This window comes from Bacillus sp. FSL H8-0545 (genome assembly GCF_038006105.1).
GTDB classification, from domain to species: domain Bacteria; phylum Bacillota; class Bacilli; order Bacillales; family Bacillaceae_G; genus Bacillus_A; species Bacillus_A cereus_U.
Genome location: NZ_JBBOUO010000001.1, coordinates 2,036,645 through 2,055,416 on the forward strand (window position 1 = coordinate 2,036,645; position 18,772 = coordinate 2,055,416).

Below are 18,772 nucleotides of genomic sequence, written 5' to 3' on the forward strand. Positions count from 1 at the left end.
AGGTTGCATATACTGTTATCAAAATCACGACGTCAAAAAAAGGAGAGATAGAGATGGCAAGAAAAAAACAACCTAAATACAACGTAGGGGACATAGTCGTGATTACGCTATATGGAACCGTTGGAAAAATCACAAATATGAAGATTTTAGATGGAGTTTACGTATACGAAGTAAATAATCACGATGGGTTTTACGTTGAGCAAACTTTACAGCATGTAACAGAGCAAGAAATGAAAAAGGGCGACACAGAGTGGATTGAATTAAATTATAACTTTACGTTTGGTGATCTCGTGCAAGTAACTGGATATGATAAAGATGTTTTTCGTATTGTTGGTTTTCGTACAGAAGTATGGAGATATAAAAATGATGCATGGGAAGATACTATATATGAATTGTCACGAATTACTGATGGTGAATGGTTAGAAGCTGATGAATCTGATTTAACATTACTTGCCAATGCACAAACGGCAAATGCAATTTTGAAGAAAATGAAACAAGATAAAGCTGGTATGAATAAATTGGATTTAGGAAAATTGAAGTCAATTAACAATTCGAAAAAAGTAAGTGTAAAGACGAATCGCCAAGAAATTATTGATGGGTTATTAGATATTTATAATGATTATCATTTATTATTCGATACATTTAAAGATGAAGAATATAAAATTGTTATGGATGTTGTTCAAAATTATTTAGTTAAATTGACAGAGAAAAAATAGTTAACTAGAAAGAGAGAATAAATTGAACAACAACATATGCAGTATAAGGTATGCCTACAATTATTAAAAAAATAAAAAGCCATTTAATAAGAGAGTCTGCCCATTGATCTTCATGCATGAACTCTTCTTTTGTTTGCTCTACTTCGTATTGGTATTCCATTATTATTTCCCCCTTTGGATAGCTTGTACTAACATCGTATGCCCTTTGCCTACATGATATGACTTATAAAAAAGAAAAAACTATTTTTCTAATCTCATATACATAATTTTGAGATTTTTTCATAAAACAGAAATAAAGGAGTGATGCTCATGAAGGAAATTGAAGTCGTAATTGACACGGAAGAGATTGCGGAGTTTTTTTATGAGCGACTAATTGAAAGAGGGTACGTTCCAAAAAGAGAAGAAATTGAGGACCTGGCAGATATTACATTTGAGTATTTATTAGAGAAATGCATGATTGATGAAGTTTTTGATGAAGAGGAAGATTGAAAGTAACGGCGGGCTTAACTCGTCGTTTTTTACTCTTTACAAACTTGTCACAAATATAGACAAGAATTGTTGGTATAATTAAAAGAAAATTTTATACAAGAGGTGAAGGGATGTTCAAAAAAATTATTGATTCTTTATTAGGAAAGAAAAAACATCGTTCGTATTCAAGTAGTGATTATCGTCATAGAGGGCGCTCGTATTCAAGTAGCGATAATAAACGACGTTCATCTGGTTATGGGCATCAGCATTATAAAAGAAAACGTAAAAGCCGTAGCTTCTTTTCAAGTAGCTGATGAAATGGCGTCGTATACTAGCTTTATTTGATAGACCACTGCGAAAAAATACAATCGTTGCAGAGCGTTATAAGATTGAATCAGTAATTGGAATGGGCAGTTATGGGGTTACATATGTCGTTAATGATTTACAAATAAATAAATATAAAGTCTTAAAACAATTAAGGCAAAGTAAACAAAGATATGAGTCTGGTAGAAAATCATTTGAGCAAGAGAAAGTGATTTTACAAACATTAAATCATGCGTCAATTCCTAATCTACATGATCATTTCATATGGGAGAAAAAGAACTTTTTTGTGATGGAGTATATGCCGGGGGAAAATTTCGAAGATCATATTTTCTTAGATGGGCAAGTATATGATGAACGTGAAGTTTTTGAAATTTTATATGAAGTACTAGGAATTGTTTCGTATTTTCATAGTAAAGGTATCATTCACCGAGATTTACGTATTCCAAACATATTAATGAAAGAAAATCAGATTAGTATTATTGATTTTGGATTGGCTAAATTGAAAGATGAGGGTGATGAGCGAGCTATAACTTATGAAGGTGAACAAGCTTTGATGCGAGAAGTTCACTTTGGTAGCGACTTTTATGCGCTCGGTCATTTCGTATTATTTTTATTGTATGCTGGTTATGAATCGACTGAAAAAAAGGAAAAACCTTGGTATGAAGAGTTAGTGCTGGAAGAATATAATCGCGACATGCTAATGCGAATGTTACAAATGAAAGCGCCATACTATGAAAATGTACAAGATTTGAAAAAAGATGTAGCTTACGCTTTAGAAAGGATGGAGACCCCATGTTTCAAAAGTTTTTAGCAAGCGTTGGAATTGGAAGTGCAAAAGTAGATACTGTTCTTGAAAGAGATGAGTATACAGTTGGAGAAGAGATAGTAGGGAAGGTTCATATAACTGGAGGTTCAGTTAGCCAAGAAATTGAAAGCATTTACTTAACGTTGTCGACGTCATATGTAAGAGAAGTGGATGATAAAAAAGTAACTGCATCGTATGATTTAGAGCGAGTTCGTTTAACAGATCCATTTTCTGTAGAGCCAAATGAAAAAGTGGAAATTCCATTTTCGTTTTTAATGCCAATTGAAGCACCACTAACACTTGGAATGAAAACGGTTTGGGTTCATACAGGTCTTGATATTAAACGTAGTATTGATCCAAGTGACCGTGATTATATTCAAGTATTGCCGAATGCGCTATTGAACAGTGTATTAGCTAGTGTAAATCAATTAGGTTTTAAAGCGCGTCATATAGAATGCGAAGAATTACCGTATCGATTACGTAAGCAAGTTCCATTCGCGCAAGAATTTGAGTTTATTCCAGTTTCCGGAGAGTATTATGGGAAATTAGATGAATTAGAATTATTAATTTTGCCAAGTGCCCACGACCGATTAGAAATCATTATGGAAGTAGATAGAAAATCACGTGGATTGGCTGGTTTATTCGCAGAAGCGCTTGATCTTGATGAGAAGGTTATTCGCTTTACAGTAACAAACGAAGATATTCCAACGATGCAGCAAAAAATTAACAATAATATTTTTTAATAAACTATGCATAAAAAAGAAATGGAGAGGAAAACTAAAACAACCGCTCCATTTTTTTGCATAGTGAGGTTATGTATGTGAAACGATACCGACATTTATACTTGTTAAGTTGTACACTACTCATTTGTTTTGTCGCACTATCACTTTCGTATCATACCGCTTGTATTGAAAAATTTGATAATGTAGTCGCACACTTTATTCAAAGTTTCCGAAACGATTATTTGACAACCTATTTTACTTGGGTATCCTTTATCGGTTCAAAAAGAATATATTTCCCGTTACTCATTATACTTGTAATGTATTTTCTTCTTAGAAAAAAAATATTAAGTGCATTACTTCTAACAATTAATTATTACGGATCACGTTATTTGAACAGTATGCTCAAACTATGGTACGAACGAGCAAGACCTGATGTGACGCAGCTTGTTACAGCAACTGGATATAGCTTTCCGAGCGGTCATACGATGAACGCTACTGCTTTTTTAGGATTTATTGCATACGTCACAATTACAGAAGATCGTATTTCATTGCATAAAAAGTTACTGCTTATTTTTATAGCAAGCTTCGTTGTATTATCTATTTCAGTTAGCCGAATTTATCTTGGCGTGCACTATCCATCTGACATATTAGCCGGATGGGCAGCGGGCGGTAGCTGGCTCGTTTTATGTGTTATATTTCATAAGGCGTTCATTAAAAAAGAACCTATGTCATAATAGGTTCTTTTTGCATAGGCTCCACATGAATATGAGCATGGTAAATTCCGAATTTCTTTCGAAGCATATCTTCAATATTGTCAGTAATACAATGGCTTTCGCTAACATCCATTCGAGCATCTACTTCAATTGTAATATCTACATACGTTTGATTCCCATACATACGAGCGCGAATATCTACAATATGTTCCACACCTGAAATATGCTCGATAGCATCAGCATATTCATCCATTTTCTCAGGATCGATTCCATCCGTTAGCATATGAGAAGCTTCTACGAAAATTTCCCATGCAGTCTTACAAATAATAAAACCGACAATTAAAGCAGCGATAGGGTCTAAAATAGGCATTTTGAACTGTGCTCCGACAATACCTATTACTGTACCAATACTTACGAGAGCATCTGATAAATTATCTTTTGCAGCGGCTTCTAACGACTTACTCTTTGTTTGAATCGCAATCTTTTTCGTATATTTATATACGAAATACATTACGACGGCAGAAAATAAAGCAACCCACGCAGCGAGTACATTAGGCGCTGCTTGTTTCGGATTTAAAAACGATTGAATTGCACTAATCACAACTTCTAATCCGACCGTTGCCATAATAAAGGAAGCAACAAGTGATGCGATTTGTTCTGCACGCGAATGCCCATATGGATGATCTGGGTCACGAGGCTTACGAGAAATTTTTAGGCCAATTAATATTGCTAAAGAAGCACCAATATCCGTTAAGTTATTCAAACCGTCAGCACGTAATGCGCTAGAGAGGGTAATATAACTGATGATGATTTTCAAAGAGGATAAAAATATGTAGGCTATAATGCTGACAATAGCACCTTTATCAGCTTCTTTATGAGAAAGAGAATCCATTTTAATCACTCGCCTTTCTACAAGGAGTTTCTTTCTATACATAGAGTATCAAACGAAACTCGTGTGGGTCTATACAAACATTGTTGACGTTTTATAGCTTTTTAAGAAGGGGATAACAAAGTTTCGTTAAGGAAAAATATGTTGAAAAGCACAAAGTGGAAATTTATTAAACAATTAATGCTGATTATGGCAAAAGGAAAGAGAGCGAGAATAATGATTCTCATAATTTCTTTCATATATATTTTTCACAAAATGACTCTTTGTAATTCCCCGTGTGAGTAATATATAAGAAATGATAAAAAAATTCTTCAATAAGAAGAGGAGAAAGCATTATAATATTCACTTTCCAGAAAGAGACAAAGGCAAAGACCAATTTGAAAACGAAAAAAACCTCTGATGATTTTTCAGAGGTTTTTCGTTTCTTAGTATGCTTCTAAAAACTCAGTAACTTGCTCTTCCGTTTTTGCATTTGCACTATGTAAGTGACCTAACTTTTCGCCATTTTGATATACAAGTAGGCTTGGAATACCCATTACTTGATACTCTTCAGCAATACTTGGGAACTCATCTTTATTAATAGAATACCATTCAAACTTATTGAACTCTTCCATTACATCTCCGATAAAGTTGTCCATACGCACGCAATCTGGGCACCATGTAGTAAAGAACTTAACAACTACTGGCTCCTCGCTTGCGATGATGTCTTTGAATTCCTTGTCAGACTTGATTTCTCTCATGTTTTGTTGCTCCTTTTTCACTTATAATATTTTGGGTTATTTAGGCGGCGTTTTTGCCAAGAAAAGAAAACTTCTAACGAAAGTTCTTCTTTCCGAATAATTCTTTTGCAAATTGATCCACCGCAGTTTCCTGAAGTCCTGGTACAACATGTGAGTAGGTGTCCAGTGTGATACCTACTCTTTTATGTCCTAATCGTTCACTTACAATCTTCGGATGTATACCTTGTTTCAACATTAATGTTGCATGAGTATGCCTCAGATCATGGAACCGAATATCAGGAACCTCACTTTTCTTTATAAGCTTTTTCCAGAGCTGTGTCAAACTTCTGAAACGGCAGACCAAATCGCAGTCATTATAGCCTTCACCATATCGCTCTTTTTCCTCAGAGATTTTTTGCAGATGGTCATTTAGTGCCATTAAAGTAATGTCAGGCAAAATCAGCAATCTCTTTCCTGAAGAGGTTTTTAGTTCATGGAATCCCTTTGTAATGTGAGAGAGGGAACGGTTAACAGATAACGTTCGTCTCTCAAAATCAATATCTTTCCATTGTAGACCTAAGATTTCACCTTTACGCATTCCACATGTAATAGCAAGAAGATAAGCGATATAATAACGGTTTTCTTTTGCATGTTCTAAAAAACGAAGAACTTCTTCATCGATTAAAAAATTAGGGGGTTAACGCTGATTTAGTGGAAAGAGCTCATTATATCACTCTTTCGGAGGAGGTGAGTTAGGATGCGGAAATGGTTAAAGAAACTATTTTCGAAAAAACGCCCACCCTGCATTGTTTGTGAGGAACAAGAAGGTGAGCTTCAATTAAACGAAACTGATAGGATCTGTGAAAATTGTGCCCAAAAATTATGCATGAATAAGGTATTGAAAGAGATGAATAGTACCCTTTACATCTTATTCCATATATAACAAAGCTGGTTAGCTTCTGATTCAAGCGCTATTAAATGATCATTATTAATAGAGTTATTAGTATGCATTCTGTTCTTTTGGATGTTAAGAACCGTATAATTCACATCGTTATGTTCATTTGAAAATGTTGATTCGTTTAATAATGTCAGCGTTGAGTTGATGTTGTATTTATCAATTCGCTCTTTTTTTCCTTTGAAAAACAGTTTGATAAGATGCGGCTCATCATTAATGAGCAAACCGAGTTCAGGTGATGAGCGGACGATTAAATCATCTGATATCCAATGTGATTTACCTGGATCGAACCAAGAGACGTCTTTGTTTTTAATAAATTTTTTGTACTGTTTTATGACATCAATGTAGTTTTGCTTTTTCTTCTGATCGACCGTTTGCACTAATGTTTCGAAACATTCAAAAGGTAGTTCGTTTTGATGAAATTTAATAACAGTGTCTCGTAATTGTTTCCAGTAATCAAAAGCTGGTTGGTATTCCGGTTGAGATTTTAGATTTTTTATAAAGTTTGTTTTAGCTGCACTACTTTTCAGTGTGAAGTCTAGAAATTGTGTAAGTCCTACTTTAATTTCTGCCATATTACACCCCCTTTTCAAACATTACTAATTCGATAATGGAAAGGAAAATCCTGCATTTTTTAAGGAGGTGAGCTAGATGCTAGAAAACCCGATGTCCATGCACAATGGCTACGGCAAAGCTGATCCCCAAGAACAAGAGGGAATTATTACAACTTCTATCGATATCGAAAAGTTACAAGATGTCATAAGTCGAGCGGTAGTGATTTTGCAGGAGTGTCCAGAAGATGCTGAACTTGATGATTTAAATGGGAGCATTAATGAAGCGTTGGAATTGTTACAAAAGTATTTGGGGCAATAAAAAAGGACGAGCAGTCGTACCTGCTGTCCTTTATAGGAGGAAAATTATTCTGGACTAGAACTACGAATAACCAGAAAACGCGCTTTTAACCAGTGTTGTCAAAGATGTAATAATCTGTGCAACATAAAAGCTTAGTCGGAATTCAAAACACCAAAATGGCTTGCGTTGGTAAACAGGCTCAAAAGTAGTATATGCAAAATGAAAAATTCCATACAAAAAGCAGACAACAATTTTGGTTGTCTGCCTGTGAGTTGAATGAGTTAGCTAATTGTGATAAATTGCTTTCCCATTACAAGAAGAGTGAAGCTGCTAGTTCAAACAGCTTGTAGGTAGTATTTTCGATATCTAAAAAAATATACAGAGAAAGCAGATAGGTGAAGAACCTGCCTGCTTACTACTGTAACAAAAGAAAGAAGTACTAGCCGTGGATACGACGGCTTGAAAATAGTATGTATTTTTATTTAAAAAATATTCAAGGGGTGAAGAAACATGGAGTGTTTGATAAATGGTGTCTATGAAATAGATAATGATTTTTTTGGTCCAATAAACTTTGCTAATGTTGTAGCTGTTTCATCCATAATTCAATTGAGTGCAGGGGATTTAGTCGAGATTTTTGCACAAAGTAGCGTAGCTGGAGTTATTAGTAATGTAGAAGATAGTACGCATTTTGAAGCTGCAAGATTCCCGTCTCCAAAAGTATAAGTGGTATGAAACCTTGTAAATAATTTAATATCAGGACATTCCAAAATTTATACTCACCCTGTACAAGAACGGATAATTTATTTGTAGTGCATGAAGTATTTTAACGGTGTACAAGCTGTTTTGAAAGCGCTGGATAAATGAACTATGTACTGTTAAATAGTTTCTGATGATTGTAAACGAAACAGTCGAAGAAGAGTAGCGGTGTATGCAAAAAGAAATGCATGATGTTCAGGTAAAGAAAACTAACTAGTAAGGAGATCTTACTGATTTAGTTTATGAAAAAAGGCCCTGTTGTCTCCAACAGGGCCTTTCCTAAAATGGCAAAGAGTAACTCTTACCTTACTCCTTGTCCATAAAATACACAAAAATTATACGTTTGTACAGGTCAATAATTTACAATAATAATATTTGAATATAATGCTTACAGGTAATTCTGAAGGATGAAAAAGTATTTGTTATAGAGTAAGTGTTGATTTTAAAGTGTTTTTAAGAGAATGTTTACAACTCAACGATAATAAAGGAATATTGAAATAATAAAATATGAAATATTGCATATCTCACTGAACAATATAATCTATTCAATAATAATAAAATCGTACAGAGGAGTTTTTTCTGAAACTCCGAGTTGATGAAACTAGATAATTTGTATTACTGATTTAACCAGAATATTACATGAGTGCTTTGTTTTTAAAAGTTATACTTTCTCTTCGCTCTGCCTTATGGTGGAGCATTGTTATTTTTGTAATCGCAATAACCTGTCCAAACTTTCCAAGTCTAGCATACATATTATGCAGTAGTAGATTAGAAAGGAGCGATTTTTATGTCTTACTATTACAATTGTAAGGGGAATGAAAAGAAGCATTATAATTGTTGTAAAAAAAGAAGTGACTATAATAATAAGTGCGGTAAAAAATATGATGACTGTTCTTGTGATCATAAGGGGAATAACCTTGTAAGAGCATCTGCTTTTAGAGCTGTAAATACAGTTGATCAAAACCTTCCGGCCAATACTTTTGTTAAAGTATTATTTCAAAATGAACAATTTGATTTAGCGAACGAATATAACCCAGCAACATCAGATTTTACTCCGAAGACTAGAGGAGTTTATTCTGTAATTGGAACGATTGGTTTCTTTCCGAACGATACAAATTTAAATTATAGAGCGCGTGTAGAAGTTCGAGTGAATGGAAATGCGGCAATTGCTATAGATAATGACTTTTTTGGTCCAATAAATTTCGGTAATGTCGTAAGTGTTTCAACAATACTTCAATTACGTGCAGGTGATATTGTCGAGATTTTTGCACAAAGTAGTATAGATGGGGTTATTAGTAGTACAGAAGACGGTTCTCATTTTGAGGCTGCAAGATTCCCATCTCCAATAAAATAAAAGACATGTTATAACTATTTATGGACTATCTTTTTTTTAAGGCTCTACCTTATGGTAGAGCCTTTTAGTTAAAATTGTTTAGAAGGTAATATATTAAAATAAGTTCATAAATACTTGATAAGCAACACCTAGAGTTAATACGATAGCTAACAGTTTTGCTACCCATCTCGGTGCATTTAAATTTAGTAAAAGGGAATGACATATATTAAATGTAATGCCGAGTGTTAAAAGAATTGCGATAAGATATAAAACTAATAGGAAGAAAGGTTGCTCTATGGAGCCGAAGTCAATTTTGGATGGATTCATGTAATATGTACCTCGTTTTTTATTGATATATTAATATAATAATGAAAAATACAAGAAATTGGAAGAGTAATGTAATAAATACTATAAAAGTAAATTTGAAGTTATGGATGGAGTAGATCAAATGATCTTTGAAAGACTATTCAAAGTCATCATTTGTTTAAGTTTGATATACAAGAACGAATGTTCTTGGTATACTGAAAAATAAAAAAGGTGCGTTTACATGACAAATTTTAGTAATATAATTGAAAAACTAGATGAAATGATTTATAAACCTAATAATCTATTAATTACTAAACGAAAAGAAGAAAAGCAAAATTCAGAATATGCAGGATGGGTATTCCAGCTAAATAATAGAAGCATACGATTTAGGGTATCGAAAATTACGCCTAATAAGATTGGACAATTTGTTTCTTTTTGGGAGAAAAATGCCTCTATGAGCAATCAGGCATTTTTTTATGATTCGGCTCCTAACCTTTTAGTTATCACTTGTATAGCGGATAATAAACTAGGCCAATTTATTTTTCCAAAAGAGATTCTTCTAAAAGAAAAAATATTAAAAACGCAAAACCAAAAAGGGAAAATGGCTATGAGGGTTTACCCTATTTGGGATAAACCTGTTAGTAATCAAGCTAAGAAGAGTCAACTGTGGCAACTTCATTATTTTGTCGATTTAAGTGATACTGAAAATGTAGCTACAGATAAATTATTAAACTTATATTCATAGTGCATTATAAGAAAATGTTTTTTTGAAATATTCAATGTTTGGAAATGTTAACAAGATAATCCGTTAAGTAAAGAATAAAAAAGGAGCATACAAACAAAGTATGCTCAAAAAAGATAGGTTTTATGAGTGGAGAATCTCCATACGATAATATATGCTCATTTCATTAATATGTGTAAAATATCAACAAAATATCAATAGAATATCAATTAATGAGTTATTTTAGTTTTTTAATGAAGTCATGTTTTTGTGAAATGAAAAAGAGCCGTTTCTTTTGAAAGATGCGGCTCTTTTTACTATTTTGTTATCGTACTGTTCGAAATGATAAATCATAAAATTATACGATTAACAATTTGATAATGATCGGACTTCAGTTATATATTTCTTAAAGTCTGGATATTGAGATACAGTTTGGCAGGTAGGGGTGGGTAGTTGATTAATTAAAGACACATTTGTAATTACTTCGTTACAAGGACCGTAGAATGTAACTTTTAGCTTTGAATTCGGGGGAACTTTGAATACGATAGGGATTTTTCTCATTAAATAAACTCCTTACATAACAGGGGTTATATGTTTATTTCCTTTTAATTAGGAAGACATATTAATATAATATGTAATTTTTATTGTAGTTGATTATTACATATACTGTATGAGTTGATTTAATTTCTAGTACGTATCAAAATAGTGTTGTAAAAAAATATATATCATGTTTATAAAAAGCTTAAAAACAGACTAATACGAGGGAATAAGCGGTAATTAACTTGTCTCTATATAATAAATTGTAAAAAGGCAGCTTTTTTTAGCTGCCTTTTTACAGGGAGATTGAAAAATCTTGGAGGTCATTCATGAGTATAAGCAAAAATTGCTTATATATAGTATGTGCATTATTTGTGATTTCATCCCAATATTTAGTGTGAAATAAACGTAAGTCTATCGTTTACAAATGTAAAAAGAAGAACTTGTTTATTATGGATAAAAAGAAATTATTTAGTTTTAAAAAATGATGAAAATATATTTATTTGTCTTATAGAAGCTTGTTATTAGGCATATGGGTCTAGCAATAATACAAGCTTTGAATAAGATAATAAAAAGGAGTTGATTAGTAATGGGTTATATTGTAGATATTTCGAAATGGAATGGAAATATTAATTGGGATATTGCAGTGTCCCAGCTAGACTTAGTTATTGCTAGAGTTCAAGATGGTTCGAATACGGTCGATTTTATGTATCAAGGTTGTGTGAAAGAAATGAAGAAACGTAGTATTCCATTTGGGAATTATGCATTTTGCCGTTTTATATCTATTTCAGATGCAAAAAAAGAAGCGCAAGATTTTTGGAATCGTGGCGATAAAAACGCTAAATTTTGGGTGGCAGATGTAGAAGTTCAAACAATGGTAGATATGCAAGGCGGGACTCAAGCATTTATTGATGAATTACGCCGATTAGGTGCAAAAAAAATTGGTTTATATGTAGGACATCACACGTATGTATCATTTGGAGCTCGCAATATTGATGCTGATTTTATTTGGATTCCTCGTTATGGAGGGAATAAACCAGCATATCCTTGTGATATTTGGCAATATACTGATTCAGGAAATGTTCCTGGTATTGGAAAATGTGATTTAAATCAATTAATTGGGAATAAAAATCTTTCTTGGTTTATAGGTTCAAATCAAACAAATCAATCTAGTATTGGAGATAGTAAGCAACCAAATGGAATTGGTATTGCAGTTTCAAAATATGATGATGGATACGGCATTAATTTATATGAAAATCCTGCGAATCCACAGTTTACAGGAAGACTTACGAAAAAAATCCCATATTTAATCTTTAAAGGTTATTGGGGAGGTGGCGAAAAAGATATGATTTGTTTAGGTAGTGAACAACAGTGGGCTAAGTTAGAACATTTTAATGTACAATGGTTTTATGCATATTCCAAATACACACCTGGATATGAAATTAGAACGTACGATGGACCAAACGGGAATGATACAGGTGCGGTCGATGGGAAGGTCCCTTATCGTATTTGGAATCGTCAAGATGGATATATAGATATAGGTGGGAACAAATGGATTAAAGAAGAACATGTGCGGATTAAATGATGTTAAAAAGTCGGCTTTATGCCGGCTTTTGTATTTAATAAAGCTTGTCTCTGGCATGAAGAGAAATACTTGCGGAAAACACATTAATTTCACAATAGCGCTGTATAGTTCCTAATATACATTTATCAAAGTGAGGTATTTGAATTGAAAAAGAAAAAGCTATTTATGGGAACTATTATTACATGTGTGGCGCTAACATTGTCTGCGTGTGGTTCCTCAGAAAATGTTGCAACATCAAAAGTAGGAAACGTGACAGAGAAAGAGTTTAGTAAAGAATTAAGGCAAACATATGGAAAAAGTACTTTATCTCAAATGATGTTAAATAAGGCATTGCTAGATAAATATGAAGTTTCAGATGAAGAAGCTAAAAAACAAGTAGACGCAGCGAAGGAACAAATGGGTGACAAGTTTAAAGTGGCTTTAGAGCAAGTAGGATTAAAAAATGAAGATGAATTAAAAGAGAAAATGAAGCCAGAAATTGCACTGGAGAAAGCGATTAGAGCGACTGTCACAGATAAAGATGTGAAAGATAACCATAAACCAGAAATGAAGGTAAGTCACATTTTAGTGAAAGATGAAAAAACTGCGAAAGAAGTAAAAGAGAAAATAAATAATGGTGAAGATTTTACTGCTTTAGCGAAACAATATTCGGAAGATACTGGTTCAAAGGAACAGGGCGGAGAAATAGCTGGTTTTGCTCCTGGTCAAACTGTGAAAGAATTTGAGGAAGCTGCGTATAAATTAGATGCAGGACAAGTAAGTGAGCCAATAAAAACATCTTTTGGTTATCATATTATAAAAGTGACGGATAAAAAAGAATTGAAACCATTTGATGAAGTGAAAGATTCGATTCGAAAAGATTTAGAACAACAAAGACTACAAGATGCGACAGGTAAATGGAAACAACAAGTAATCAATGATCTATTGAAAGAAGCGGATATTAAAGTAACAGATAATGAATTTAAAGATACATTTAAATTCTTAGATGCGAAGTAAAGTTTAGAAGGAAAACAGAGATTTAGCATAGTGCTATATTTCTGTTTTTTAATTTTTAATAGAAAAGGGAACTCATATAGAGTTCCCTTTTCTCGTTAGTGTGTGTGTTATAAATAGATAGTAAGACAATACAATATTACATTTAAATATTAAGAATTACAATAGAAAATTTTGGTGTGAATAAAAAGGAATAAACAATTACTTCGCAAAATGTTGAAATGATAATGTTTTAGTTAATTAATTTTGTTAAATATAAACTAAATATATTTTTAATATTTTCTTAGAAATTGAATAGAGGACATAATTTAAAGAATGGTACATATCATATTTATTGGAGTATAAACTAACTTTATAGGAAGTGAAATGTTGAACATTTATTACAAAAGGATGTTCTTAACGATGATATGAATTATTTATTAAAGTAGGATGAATATTTTTATATTTACTAGATTATTAAATTAACTTGGGGGAGAATATATGAAAGTTATTTTTAAGAGAGAAGGCGGAGGGAAAATTTTTGAATCATCTAATGAAAATATAAGCGTTCTATTAGCTGTATTAAAGGAAACAAAAGGGATAAAGATTGGGATGGTTGAGTATGAAGTATTAGAATATAAACTGGAATACTATCGAAATCCGAAAAAAACAGAAACAGAGAGAGAATTACATATTATTATGCAACCTAAACTTATTCAATAAAGAAAGTGAAATATTAATCAATTTGAGTTTTGTTCGTTCTCACTGATTATTAGCCCGCAAATAGCGGGATAAATGGTAGTAATTGTCGATATGTATGAAACTTATGAGGAATGAATGGTTTTACATCATAAGTTTCTAAAGATTTGTGCGTTCGTTCATAATCAAAGTATATGCTTTTGTTGAAGGATGGTTAATGAGATGTAGCTGAAATTTGTATTCCAGAAAGAACGTTAGTTAGGATAGAAAAGTAAAATTAGAAATATAATTAGTTCAATAAAAGCGATTTCACATTAGGTGGAGTCGCTTTTATTGTTGCTACACGTATTTTATGATGCGATAGGAAGTGCAAAGAGAATTCATTAATTAAAAGGAGGAATCAATCAGTATGAATAAACTTCATAGATTAAGGTTGCATTTTGTTTAAAAAATTTACATGTTGTACTTCCGAAAGAACATTCGTTCGTGTATAATTAGAACTAACGTTCTTTTTGGGTGGAGATTCCTACAAATTCATAAATAATTTTGAATTGGAAAGCTACGCTACATATTAAATAAGAGATGGATAAAGTGTATTTAGAAGTGAAATTTATGAATGGATAGATGTAGAAAATTGAGGAGTAAAGAAAATGAATTATGTAAAGGTACAGGAAAAAGGAAGAGAGTGGGTTCCATTTACAGTAATGTCGGAACAATTATTAAGTATGAGAAAAATTATTGGAGAGAAATTAAAAGTCCAAAGGCCACTAATAACGAATGAAGCGAAAGAAAGTATTTCAGACAAATTATTAACTTCATTATTGTCTGAAAAAGAGATGTTAGTGACCTATTTTGAAGAAGGATACATACTTACGAGTTATATGACAGTGGTTCATATAAATCCAATTCAACAAATTGTAAAATGTACAGATGCATTTTATAAAACATATATATTTGCTGCAAGGGACATAATTGATGTAACTTAAAAGAAGCTGAATTTTGAAGTTTAGCTTCTTTAATTTATCTAGCTATTTGCGGGCAGTTAGATTTACGCCTCAAAATTCGGCTGTGAGTCAGGCTGCCTGTAAAAATCTAATTTTTTTGAAGAGGTGAAGAACTAAATGAAAAAGCAGCTAGCTGCTTAGTCCCAGGGAAAGGGAGAAAAAGATTGGCACTCAAAAAATCGACGATAGCTGTGTATCAGCCTGAGTATAGTATAGACAAATTTTAAAATATTATACAAAGATGATTACCGATCTGGTTAGGCCGTACCAACTTGGTTTTGATCTGCTAGATCAGAATCAAATGTATTAGTCGCGCTAACCCCACTAAAAGTGTTCACTACGAAACCAACGTTAGATGCGCCAGATCCGTTATAAGCTTTCGTATTCTCTTTTGGAGAAACGTTGTAGAAATCACCTAAGTTGAAAGATCCGTTACTATTTTGTACAACTAAATTCCCTACAACTGAGGGCATAATTTTCACCTACTTTATAAGTAATTGTTTGCATTACTATATGAAGGTATAGTCTAATTGGTTCATTTGACAAATATTCCGGAAGAGAAAAATGTTATAAGCTTTCGAAAAAGCATTTTGTCCTAATGAAATAAAATTAAAGTTTAATGAAATAGCAATTTTATCGGCAATTAAAACCGCATATATTACGAAAGTATCTATAAGGAAAGAACTTGAAGCGATTTTTCACGATACAGGCGTTTTATTAGTGAAGCAAAATGTTGAAAGGAATAGTATTCAATCTATAACAATGCATTTTGAGCAATTTAAAAAGTTGCAAAATGAGATTGAGAATTTAAATAAAAGTATGTTATAAGACTAGGTGGAAATTTATTGATAGAGGTGGGCTCTGTTAAGTTGAAAAAGTGAATTGAAAAGTATTTGGATAAATCGAACCGTAAACATAAATATACTTTCATTAAGATGTAGCCTATATTTATCGATGTGAGAAATGTAGGAGAGAAAAGGTACAATTTAAAAATAATAACGATACAAACAAAAGAGTAACTATTATGGTTACTCTTTTTGTTTGTTAATATGTAATATCAAAAATACTTCTAAAGTATGAAATGAATTGATACTTAAGTGAGAAGTTGAATAAGAATAAAAAGAGTAATATTAATTGAAAGGAGGAGATGCAGTTGGAGCGAAACGACATTGGGAAACTTGTAATTATTACTGGAGTAACGCAAGGGTTAGGACGTGCAATGGTTGATAGGTTTCATGAATTGGGATGGAAAATAGCAGGGTGTGGACGCTCAAAAAATAAAATTGAAGAGCTTAATAAATATTACGGTGCTTCACATGATTTTCAAATAATTGATGTTTCAAATCATCACCAAGTTAGTAAATGGGCAAGTCGTATTCTTAATAGGTATAGGGCTCCCGATATGTTAATAAATAATGCATCGATTGTTAATCAAAATGCACCGCTATGGAAAGTTACCGCTCAAGAATTTGAAAGAGTAATGAGTGTAAATGTGAACGGGGTAGTAAATGTCATTAGGGCGTTCGTCCCGGCGATGATAGCTAGGAAAGAAGGAATTATTATTAATATGAGCTCTAGTTGGGGAAGAGAAGGCGAGGCTGAACTTGCGCCATATTGTGCTTCGAAGTTTGCTATTGAAGGTATCACGCAGTCAATGGCAATGGAACTGCCAAATGGTATGGCCGTAGTTGCTTTAGATCCAGGTGGAAGTATTAGCACTCCAATGCTTCATTTATGTGCACCTCAATATGTAAAAGAATCTCCTACACCTGAAATGTGGTCACATAAAGCAATTCATTATATATTAAATATATCAATAGATAAAAACGGAGATTCATTGACATGTCCGGTATGCATTTAATCTTCAGATAGGTATTAAATGCTATATTCACAGATTTGAAGGACAAGCATATATTGAAGTATGTAGGAAGCATTTGCAAATTATACATTCATCGAGAAACTCCTTGTCAAAAAGAGCGCCTGAAAGGTGCTCTTTTTTATTATTAGTACATTATGTGATGCACAAAATTACATATGAAAAATAAAATAATGAATTAAAGGTGATATTTGTTTATTTCGAATGTACTAGAAAATTTTAATATAGGTGATGGGAAATGAACCTACGCGATTTAGAATTGACAGGGGCATGGTTTCAAGTAGGAGGAAATCTTATAGCAGCTATTGGAACAACTAGAGGGTTTGCAGGAGAAGAAAAAATTGAGTCGGATCTTGTTATTGTAGGGAGTTCATTACAAGCCCTAGGATATATATTGCAAATTATAGCAACTATTGATGTGAAAGATGAAGATAAATGTGAGAAGCAAGATGTAACTATAGATAATAAAAATAAAGCGCTAGCGAAAACGGGGATTGAGTTATTAGCTTTAGGTAATATTTCTAATGTAATAGGAACGTATTTTAATCTAAATGAACAAATAAAAGAAAATGATTTCCTTATAATTACTGGAAATAGTTTGCAATCAATTGGAGCTTTTTTAGGAGTAGAAGTAGCATTGAATGAGATAAGTGGAATACAGTGGATTATTGTATTAGGGAATTCAATGCAAAGTTTAGGTGCAGGATTACAAGCATATGAAGGTATTCACAATATATCAAAAGAAGAAAAGGGAAATGAAGACAGTAATATAGATAAAGAAAATCAACGTATAATAGGGCTAATAGGTATTTGGATACAGGCAATAGGTACTGTAATTTCAGCAATTGGATTAACTGAAATAGTAGAGGAACAACGATTGGAATCTAAGAAAAGGCAATGAAATACTCATTTAAATGAAGTTTGGAGTATTTCAATTTTAGAAATAGGACAAGATTGATGTGATAATTCTTTTTGTAGGCTGTTTCATATAGGTGTAGAATATACATATAAACGAACAGGTGAAAATAGCTTGTTAACGTTAGTGAGAGGCTCCTCATTTAGTTATACTATTATATGTGATTTTTGTAATGATGAGTTCTTACATACGCTTTTAGAAATAACATGATTTCATAGGTTTGATAGTGTAGGAGATGGATGGGTAAGAATTGAAAAATAAACAGTAAGGAGTTTTTCAGACATGATGTACTTATTAGCAATTCTACTTCCGCCGGTAGCTGTTTTATTTTGCGGAAAGCCGTTTCAAGCGATTATTAATTTCATTTTAACCTTAATTTTTTGGGTTCCAGGAGCGATACATGCAGTTCTTGTCGTACATGATAAAAAAGCCGATAGGCGACTTAAAAGACAAGTTCAGGCGTACGATGAAATTAATAAAAGAAATAGAAGGTAAATTGCGAGTGGAAACATACAAAAAAGAAAGGGAATTTGATTCGCCTTTCTTTTTTGTATGTCAATCAAGTTTAAATTTTAGTATAGCGGTAAGAATTTTTAATATAAGTATTATGATAATAACTTTTAGAGTGTGCGTTTAATAAACCGGTGTAAATGCTTTCTGGCACGTTAAAGAAATCATACATACCATTCTTTAGTTGAATACGTAAAATCATAGAAAAAGGATTATAGCCAACAGCAACTAAATTTTTTGAAATAACGGGAGAGAGCTTCATCATTACGCAACTCCTTACTTTTCATTTTAGATGGTTTCTTGTAGAGAAGGGGATTGTCGTGTTGAAATCCTAATAATTAAAGGGGGATTATACCTATATGCAATATATTAAATGTTCGTTATACGTAATTAT

General features: G+C 32.6%; 25 protein-coding genes and 2 pseudogenes. 18 read left to right on the forward strand and 9 right to left on the reverse strand.

The genetic code is table 11. The features are described 5' to 3' along the window. The first annotated feature begins 53 nt into the window (after positions 1-53). Positions 54-716 (forward strand): hypothetical protein, encoded by a 663-nt coding sequence (locus MHI07_RS10720; RefSeq protein WP_002119090.1) that lies wholly within the window; start codon positions 54-56, stop codon positions 714-716. Positions 717-720: 4 nt separating this feature from the next. Here the strand turns inward: MHI07_RS10720 and MHI07_RS10725 are convergent, their stop codons facing one another. After that, complete coding sequence (locus MHI07_RS10725; protein ID WP_002018281.1) at positions 721-876, reverse strand: DUF3930 family protein; 156 nt, start codon at positions 874-876, stop codon at positions 721-723. A gap of 149 nt (positions 877-1,025) precedes the next feature. On the opposite strand from MHI07_RS10725, the gene MHI07_RS10730 reads away from it, so the two are divergent. From MHI07_RS10730 to MHI07_RS10750, 5 genes are all read left to right on the forward strand, one after another. After that, positions 1,026-1,205: a YozD family protein gene (locus MHI07_RS10730; protein WP_002012644.1), complete on the forward strand. Its 180-nt coding sequence runs from the start codon at positions 1,026-1,028 to the stop codon at positions 1,203-1,205. 110 nt (positions 1,206-1,315) lie between these two features. Continuing rightward, entirely contained in the window at positions 1,316-1,498 is a 183-nt protein-coding gene (locus MHI07_RS10735; RefSeq protein WP_002141661.1) for a hypothetical protein, read from the forward strand. Beyond that, positions 1,498-2,319, forward strand: coding sequence for a serine/threonine protein kinase (locus tag MHI07_RS10740; protein ID WP_340823614.1), 822 nt, complete (start codon positions 1,498-1,500; stop codon positions 2,317-2,319). The genes MHI07_RS10735 and MHI07_RS10740 overlap by 1 nt, the downstream gene beginning before the upstream one ends. Next, positions 2,301-3,056, forward strand: a complete 756-nt coding sequence (locus MHI07_RS10745; RefSeq protein WP_002157963.1) for a sporulation protein — start codon at positions 2,301-2,303, stop codon at positions 3,054-3,056. Before MHI07_RS10740 ends, MHI07_RS10745 begins: the two co-directional genes overlap by 19 nt. A gap of 77 nt (positions 3,057-3,133) precedes the next feature. Next, complete coding sequence (locus MHI07_RS10750) at positions 3,134-3,769, forward strand: phosphatase PAP2 family protein (protein ID WP_002157962.1); 636 nt, start codon at positions 3,134-3,136, stop codon at positions 3,767-3,769. On the opposite strand, the gene MHI07_RS10755 is transcribed toward MHI07_RS10750, so the two are convergent. The 4 genes from MHI07_RS10755 to MHI07_RS10770 all read right to left on the reverse strand — a co-directional run bounded on the left by MHI07_RS10755 (position 3,759) and on the right by MHI07_RS10770 (position 6,886). After that, positions 3,759-4,640, reverse strand: a complete 882-nt coding sequence (locus MHI07_RS10755) for a cation diffusion facilitator family transporter (RefSeq protein ID WP_002157961.1) — start codon at positions 4,638-4,640, stop codon at positions 3,759-3,761. The two genes, MHI07_RS10750 and MHI07_RS10755, sit on opposite strands and share 11 nt — an antisense overlap. 422 nt (positions 4,641-5,062) lie before the next feature. After that, a complete protein-coding gene (locus tag MHI07_RS10760; RefSeq protein WP_001206934.1) occupies positions 5,063-5,377 on the reverse strand; it encodes a thioredoxin family protein in 315 nt (104 codons plus the stop codon). Between the two features lie 73 nt (positions 5,378-5,450). Next, on the reverse strand, positions 5,451-5,984 hold the full coding sequence (locus MHI07_RS10765; RefSeq protein WP_229163518.1) for a site-specific integrase: 534 nt from the start codon (positions 5,982-5,984) through the stop codon (positions 5,451-5,453). Positions 5,985-6,277: 293 nt separating this feature from the next. After that, positions 6,278-6,886: a hypothetical protein gene (locus MHI07_RS10770; protein ID WP_340823619.1), complete on the reverse strand. Its 609-nt coding sequence runs from the start codon at positions 6,884-6,886 to the stop codon at positions 6,278-6,280. Positions 6,887-6,962: 76 nt separating this feature from the next. Between MHI07_RS10770 and MHI07_RS10775 the strand changes: the two genes are divergently transcribed. From MHI07_RS10775 to MHI07_RS10785, 3 genes and pseudogenes are all read left to right on the forward strand, one after another. Then, positions 6,963-7,184 (forward strand): hypothetical protein, encoded by a 222-nt coding sequence (locus MHI07_RS10775; RefSeq protein ID WP_002085775.1) that lies wholly within the window; start codon positions 6,963-6,965, stop codon positions 7,182-7,184. Positions 7,185-7,700: 516 nt separating this feature from the next. After that, positions 7,701-7,886 (forward strand): annotated as a pseudogene (locus MHI07_RS10780) (hypothetical protein); the annotation flags it as partial. Positions 7,887-8,706: 820 nt separating this feature from the next. Beyond that, the gene (locus tag MHI07_RS10785; RefSeq protein ID WP_215581602.1) at positions 8,707-9,273 is read left to right on the forward strand and encodes a C1q-like domain-containing protein; all 567 of its coding nucleotides are present in this window, start codon (positions 8,707-8,709) and stop codon (positions 9,271-9,273) included. Between the two features lie 93 nt (positions 9,274-9,366). Here MHI07_RS10785 and MHI07_RS10790 read toward each other — a convergent pair whose 3' ends face one another. Next, positions 9,367-9,579: a hypothetical protein gene (locus MHI07_RS10790; RefSeq protein WP_002157952.1), complete on the reverse strand. Its 213-nt coding sequence runs from the start codon at positions 9,577-9,579 to the stop codon at positions 9,367-9,369. 220 nt (positions 9,580-9,799) lie between these two features. On the opposite strand from MHI07_RS10790, the gene MHI07_RS10795 reads away from it, so the two are divergent. Beyond that, positions 9,800-10,303, forward strand: a complete 504-nt coding sequence (locus MHI07_RS10795) for a MepB family protein (RefSeq protein ID WP_016104770.1) — start codon at positions 9,800-9,802, stop codon at positions 10,301-10,303. Positions 10,304-10,645: 342 nt separating this feature from the next. Here the strand turns inward: MHI07_RS10795 and MHI07_RS10800 are convergent, their stop codons facing one another. Further along, positions 10,646-10,840, reverse strand: coding sequence for a hypothetical protein (locus tag MHI07_RS10800; protein ID WP_016104771.1), 195 nt, complete (start codon positions 10,838-10,840; stop codon positions 10,646-10,648). A 565-nt stretch (positions 10,841-11,405) separates the two neighbouring features. Between MHI07_RS10800 and MHI07_RS10805 the strand changes: the two genes are divergently transcribed. The 4 genes from MHI07_RS10805 to MHI07_RS10820 all read left to right on the forward strand — a co-directional run bounded on the left by MHI07_RS10805 (position 11,406) and on the right by MHI07_RS10820 (position 15,058). Beyond that, complete coding sequence (locus MHI07_RS10805) at positions 11,406-12,401, forward strand: glycoside hydrolase family 25 protein (RefSeq protein WP_340823624.1); 996 nt, start codon at positions 11,406-11,408, stop codon at positions 12,399-12,401. A gap of 144 nt (positions 12,402-12,545) precedes the next feature. Further along, positions 12,546-13,397, forward strand: coding sequence for a peptidylprolyl isomerase PrsA (locus MHI07_RS10810; RefSeq protein WP_002202103.1), 852 nt, complete (start codon positions 12,546-12,548; stop codon positions 13,395-13,397). Positions 13,398-13,874: 477 nt separating this feature from the next. Then, positions 13,875-14,096, forward strand: coding sequence for a hypothetical protein (locus MHI07_RS10815; RefSeq protein WP_002157948.1), 222 nt, complete (start codon positions 13,875-13,877; stop codon positions 14,094-14,096). A gap of 626 nt (positions 14,097-14,722) precedes the next feature. After that, positions 14,723-15,058, forward strand: a complete 336-nt coding sequence (locus MHI07_RS10820; protein ID WP_002012722.1) for a YolD-like family protein — start codon at positions 14,723-14,725, stop codon at positions 15,056-15,058. Between the two features lie 275 nt (positions 15,059-15,333). On the opposite strand, the gene gerPF is transcribed toward MHI07_RS10820, so the two are convergent. Next, positions 15,334-15,549: a spore germination protein GerPF gene (gerPF, locus tag MHI07_RS10825; RefSeq protein WP_001141569.1), complete on the reverse strand. Its 216-nt coding sequence runs from the start codon at positions 15,547-15,549 to the stop codon at positions 15,334-15,336. Positions 15,550-15,655: 106 nt separating this feature from the next. On the opposite strand from gerPF, the pseudogene MHI07_RS10830 reads away from it, so the two are divergent. The 4 genes and pseudogenes from MHI07_RS10830 to MHI07_RS10845 form a co-directional block, all read left to right on the forward strand. Continuing rightward, positions 15,656-15,904, forward strand: a pseudogene (locus tag MHI07_RS10830) (hypothetical protein); the annotation flags it as partial. Positions 15,905-16,229: 325 nt separating this feature from the next. Next, complete coding sequence (locus tag MHI07_RS10835) at positions 16,230-16,937, forward strand: SDR family oxidoreductase (protein WP_215581606.1); 708 nt, start codon at positions 16,230-16,232, stop codon at positions 16,935-16,937. Between the two features lie 253 nt (positions 16,938-17,190). Then, positions 17,191-17,853 carry a DUF6944 family repetitive protein gene (locus MHI07_RS10840; RefSeq protein WP_002157943.1) on the forward strand — a complete coding sequence of 221 codons (663 nt, stop codon included), beginning with the start codon at positions 17,191-17,193 and terminating at the stop codon, positions 17,851-17,853. A 297-nt stretch (positions 17,854-18,150) separates the two neighbouring features. Beyond that, positions 18,151-18,363, forward strand: a complete 213-nt coding sequence (locus tag MHI07_RS10845; RefSeq protein WP_002065263.1) for a YqaE/Pmp3 family membrane protein — start codon at positions 18,151-18,153, stop codon at positions 18,361-18,363. A gap of 70 nt (positions 18,364-18,433) precedes the next feature. Here MHI07_RS10845 and MHI07_RS10850 read toward each other — a convergent pair whose 3' ends face one another. After that, positions 18,434-18,643, reverse strand: a complete 210-nt coding sequence (locus MHI07_RS10850; RefSeq protein ID WP_002157941.1) for a KTSC domain-containing protein — start codon at positions 18,641-18,643, stop codon at positions 18,434-18,436. Positions 18,644-18,772: the final 129 nt, after the last annotated feature.

What these genes read in the sequence shown, in the direction of transcription:
- MHI07_RS10720 (WP_002119090.1), top strand. Translation starts at nt 54, where the DNA reads ATGGCAAGAAAAAAACAACCTAAATACAACGTAGGGGACATAGTCGTG.
- MHI07_RS10725 (WP_002018281.1), bottom strand. Translation starts at nt 876, where the DNA reads ATGGAATACCAATACGAAGTAGAGCAAACAAAAGAAGAGTTCATGCAT.
- MHI07_RS10730 (WP_002012644.1), top strand. Translation starts at nt 1,026, where the DNA reads ATGAAGGAAATTGAAGTCGTAATTGACACGGAAGAGATTGCGGAGTTT.
- MHI07_RS10735 (WP_002141661.1), top strand. Translation starts at nt 1,316, where the DNA reads ATGTTCAAAAAAATTATTGATTCTTTATTAGGAAAGAAAAAACATCGT.
- MHI07_RS10740 (WP_340823614.1), top strand. Translation starts at nt 1,498, where the DNA reads ATGAAATGGCGTCGTATACTAGCTTTATTTGATAGACCACTGCGAAAA.
- MHI07_RS10745 (WP_002157963.1), top strand. Translation starts at nt 2,301, where the DNA reads ATGTTTCAAAAGTTTTTAGCAAGCGTTGGAATTGGAAGTGCAAAAGTA.
- MHI07_RS10755 (WP_002157961.1), bottom strand. Translation starts at nt 4,640, where the DNA reads ATGGATTCTCTTTCTCATAAAGAAGCTGATAAAGGTGCTATTGTCAGC.
- MHI07_RS10760 (WP_001206934.1), bottom strand. Translation starts at nt 5,377, where the DNA reads ATGAGAGAAATCAAGTCTGACAAGGAATTCAAAGACATCATCGCAAGC.
- MHI07_RS10770 (WP_340823619.1), bottom strand. Translation starts at nt 6,886, where the DNA reads ATGGCAGAAATTAAAGTAGGACTTACACAATTTCTAGACTTCACACTG.
- MHI07_RS10775 (WP_002085775.1), top strand. Translation starts at nt 6,963, where the DNA reads ATGCTAGAAAACCCGATGTCCATGCACAATGGCTACGGCAAAGCTGAT.
- MHI07_RS10785 (WP_215581602.1), top strand. Translation starts at nt 8,707, where the DNA reads ATGTCTTACTATTACAATTGTAAGGGGAATGAAAAGAAGCATTATAAT.
- MHI07_RS10790 (WP_002157952.1), bottom strand. Translation starts at nt 9,579, where the DNA reads ATGAATCCATCCAAAATTGACTTCGGCTCCATAGAGCAACCTTTCTTC.
- MHI07_RS10795 (WP_016104770.1), top strand. Translation starts at nt 9,800, where the DNA reads ATGACAAATTTTAGTAATATAATTGAAAAACTAGATGAAATGATTTAT.
- MHI07_RS10800 (WP_016104771.1), bottom strand. Translation starts at nt 10,840, where the DNA reads ATGAGAAAAATCCCTATCGTATTCAAAGTTCCCCCGAATTCAAAGCTA.
- MHI07_RS10805 (WP_340823624.1), top strand. Translation starts at nt 11,406, where the DNA reads ATGGGTTATATTGTAGATATTTCGAAATGGAATGGAAATATTAATTGG.
- MHI07_RS10815 (WP_002157948.1), top strand. Translation starts at nt 13,875, where the DNA reads ATGAAAGTTATTTTTAAGAGAGAAGGCGGAGGGAAAATTTTTGAATCA.
- MHI07_RS10820 (WP_002012722.1), top strand. Translation starts at nt 14,723, where the DNA reads ATGAATTATGTAAAGGTACAGGAAAAAGGAAGAGAGTGGGTTCCATTT.
- gerPF (WP_001141569.1), bottom strand. Translation starts at nt 15,549, where the DNA reads ATGCCCTCAGTTGTAGGGAATTTAGTTGTACAAAATAGTAACGGATCT.
- MHI07_RS10840 (WP_002157943.1), top strand. Translation starts at nt 17,191, where the DNA reads ATGAACCTACGCGATTTAGAATTGACAGGGGCATGGTTTCAAGTAGGA.
- MHI07_RS10845 (WP_002065263.1), top strand. Translation starts at nt 18,151, where the DNA reads ATGATGTACTTATTAGCAATTCTACTTCCGCCGGTAGCTGTTTTATTT.
- MHI07_RS10850 (WP_002157941.1), bottom strand. Translation starts at nt 18,643, where the DNA reads ATGATGAAGCTCTCTCCCGTTATTTCAAAAAATTTAGTTGCTGTTGGC.